The 3,476-nt window shown below is 41.5% G+C and carries 2 protein-coding genes; both read left to right on the top strand.

What is annotated here, in order from left to right:
* Window positions 1-345 precede the first annotated feature (345 nt).
* Window positions 346-2,133 carry a peptidoglycan-binding domain-containing protein gene (locus tag V7K76_RS32035; protein ID WP_334776119.1) on the top strand — a complete coding sequence of 596 codons (1,788 nt, stop codon included), beginning with the start codon at window positions 346-348 and terminating at the stop codon, window positions 2,131-2,133.
* 84 nt (window positions 2,134-2,217) lie between these two features.
* Entirely contained in the window at window positions 2,218-3,327 is a 1,110-nt protein-coding gene (locus V7K76_RS32030; protein WP_334776120.1) for a M4 family metallopeptidase, read from the top strand.
* The last annotated feature ends 149 nt before the right edge of the window (window positions 3,328-3,476 follow it).

The raw sequence follows: 3,476 nt of genomic DNA, 5'->3' as shown, positions 1-3,476 counted from the left end.
GCAAGGAACAATAAAAGAAGGCAGCTATGCTGGAGGCAGAAGGGAAACCTCTTCCCTTCTGCCTCCAGCATAGCTGCCTTTCTTTGATAAAACCTAAAACCTTGATTGAGCAGGGGTTTTGTCGAGAGAATTGAGTTGAAAATTTATCACTCACGGGTATTTCAATTATTCATACTTTGGCGATCTATTTTTCACGTTTATATGGTATAAATAGCAACTTGGGTTAATAGTTATAACTGGGGGTCTAATGCCAGGTTTGCGTAGAGACGCTGATTTATCTGTGTATTTAATTAGTTTATAGTACAACTATGGAGCATAATCTCTAAAAAGGCAGTAGTAGGTAGCATGGCAAGTATTCAAATATCACTAATTAATGAAAGTACATTGTTAACAGACAAGGAATTAGAGTCAGTATTACCATCCCTTCAAACTCAAGTGCATCGAGATTTTGCTCCTGTTTGGGGTATTGACGCTGATCTGACATTTGTACCTCTTGGAGGTAAGCCAAATCCAGACTCATGGCATCTAGTCTTACTTGATAACTCAGATCAAGCCGACGCTGTAGGATATCATGACTTGACAGACCAAGGATTACCATTAGGAAAAGTGTTTGTTGCTACAGATATACAGGCTGGCAATCAATGGAGTGTTACGGCTAGTCATGAATTGCTAGAAATGCTAGCCGATCCGGAAATTAACTTAACAGTCTTTACTCAAAAGACTCAAGGAAAAGTTGTGATTTATGCCTATGAAGTTTGTGATGCTTGTGAACCAGATAATTTTGGATATCTGATAGACAATGTTTTAGTATCAGATTTTGTCTATCCAACTTGGTTTGAATTGTTTCATCAGCCTGGTCAAACCAAATTTGACCATTGTAACCATATCCAAAAACCCTTTGAGGTTTTAGCAGGTGGCTATATAGGGATATTTAATGTTAGTTCTGGTAACGGATGGCAACAGGCAGTTTTAGAGGGAGAGCGTTTACAATGGAAAACGCGTGCGCCAATTGGTAGCCGTAGAGAGCGTCGGAACATACCTCGTAGTAACTGGTTAAAGAATAAACCTGTAACAACTGCACGCACAATCAGCAGTAATCAAAATATTGGGATAAAAAGCATTAATAATCAAATTCCTGAGCCAAAAAAACGCCCAGTTCTGGAACCGATAACATCTGGACAACAGCAAAAAAATAGAGAATGGGTAGTATGTCTTCAGAATGCCTTAAATGGTTGTGGCTTGGGTCCGTTGGTTCTTGATGGCGATTTCGGAAACAAGACAAGTACTGAGTTAAAAAAGTTTCAAGAAAATCTGAAACTAACTGTAAATAGTATAGCTGAAGAAAAAACTTGGTCTGCCCTAGATCAACATAAAAAACTACCATACTGGCTCTATAGATGGCCAACTTCATTAGGTTTCATAGGAATTCCTGGTGTTGACACAATGGGAAACGTAACTGTTGCCAAGATTCAAGAAGCTACTAAATTAATTGGGTCAAGACCACGTTTTTGGGGACGCTATTTTCTTGGGAGGGATGCAGAATACAAAAGAGCTTTAGAAAATAAGGTACTGCATGATCACGGAATTAGAGTTATTCCTGTTGGCAGAGAAACCAACGTTATTAATGGCAATTACCAGAAAGGACAAGAAATTGGCAAGATACATGCCTCTGATGTCTTAGCAACCTTTGGAGAAGATTATCTTGTAACCCAGGGTGGAGTTTTTTACATTTTTCTCGATACTGAACCAGCACCCCAACCAGCACTATCGACTGAATATTATTTAGGTTGGTCAAAAGCGATCATAGAAGCTAGCTCTCAAGTAAGATTTCTACCTACTGTGTATATTAATCATGGAGACAATAGAACTGCTCAAGCACTGAAAACAGCAATGACACAAGGAGCAGAATGTTATGGATTGTGGGTAGCTAATTACGCAAGAAACACAACTTCAGTTTCTTTATGGAAAGATATTCAAGCCCAACCTGCAATCGACATAGACTGTCCAGTATTGATTCATCAATATATTGGTGATGTCAAAGACGGCATTTATGATTTCAACGAAATAAATCCCTACTTGGATGTTCCAGAATCTTTAGTATTGAGTCGATTAATTTTGCCCCCTGCTTCTTAGGATTCAGAATTTATCCCCTTTGGTGGCGACTCCTCTCCTCTTAGAGCTACTTTGTACACAAAAGTCATCAATAATTATCATATTATGTACCGTCAGAATCAAAAATCAGTCAAGGCAAAAGGTTGTTATCCTACGAACCATATTTGTTCTGTCTGTTGCATTATTCCACCGCATCTGCTTAAAGAGATAGCCAAGCGCGGTACTCCTCAACAGAGCGACTGGGCGTTTCAGAGCTTAACTCATTCGGCACGGATTCGAGGACAGCGTGATGTATTGAGTCTCGCGCCAGCCTCTACGACATCTGGTGAGAAACGACGCACCATTTATGATGCTAGTCAAGGGACGTCGCTTCCTGGGAAATTGGTGCGTAGTGAGGGCGATGCACCTAGCAATGATCCTGCCGTGAATGAAGCCTATGATGCGGCTGGTGCTACTTTTGACTTCTACAAGGAGGCATACCAGCGAAATTCCGTTGACGCTCGCGGTTTACGTTTGGACTCCACCGTTCATTACAATGTGAATTATGACAATGCTTTTTGGAATGGAAGCCAGATGGTCTATGGTGATGGGGATGGACAGATTTTCACTCGCTTTACCAAGTCAATTGATGTGATTGGACATGAGCTAACCCACGGTGTCACCCAGTATGAAGCTGGCTTGCGCTATCAGAATGAACCAGGCGCACTCAATGAATCTATGTCTGATGTCTTCGGTTCTTTGGTAAAACAGCGTGTACTCAACCAAAAAGCGGAGCAAGCTGACTGGATTATCGGCGCCGGGTTGTTGGTATCTAGTATCAAAGGAGTGGGGATTCGCTCGATGAAGGCTCCAGGAACAGCTTATGATGATCCAGTTTTGGGGAAAGACCCTCAACCAGCTCATCTCCAAAATTTATATAAAGGAACTGATGATAACGGCGGTGTGCATATCAATTCCAGTATACCCAACCATGCCTTTTACTTGGCAGCAATAGATATCGGTGGCTATGCCTGGGAAAAAACCGGAAAAATCTGGTACATCACTTTGCAGGAGCGACTGCATCCCTGGTCTAATTTTGCACGGGCCGCGTATCAAACAATTTCCGTCGCGGGAGAACTTTACGGTCGCGGCAGTAAAGAACAGAATGCTGTCCGTAATGGCTGGAAACAAGTGGGAGTAGAACCAGGACTGTTTCCGTTTATTTGGTACTACTAAGCTTAAATACTTGGATAAGACCCTTACCAATGAAGAAGGGGAAAGGGGAAAGGGAACCTGACTTCTGAATTCTTCTTCAAAAACTTCTTTTGCTACGCTACACAGCATTTCGAGAAACGCGATATCAGGTACGGGTTTTGGTTAACATA

Origin of the sequence: Nostoc sp. (genome assembly GCF_036917975.1) — a bacterium.
GTDB lineage: Bacteria > Cyanobacteriota > Cyanobacteriia > Cyanobacteriales > Nostocaceae > Nostoc.
This window is presented reverse-complemented; position numbering and strand designations above follow the sequence as displayed.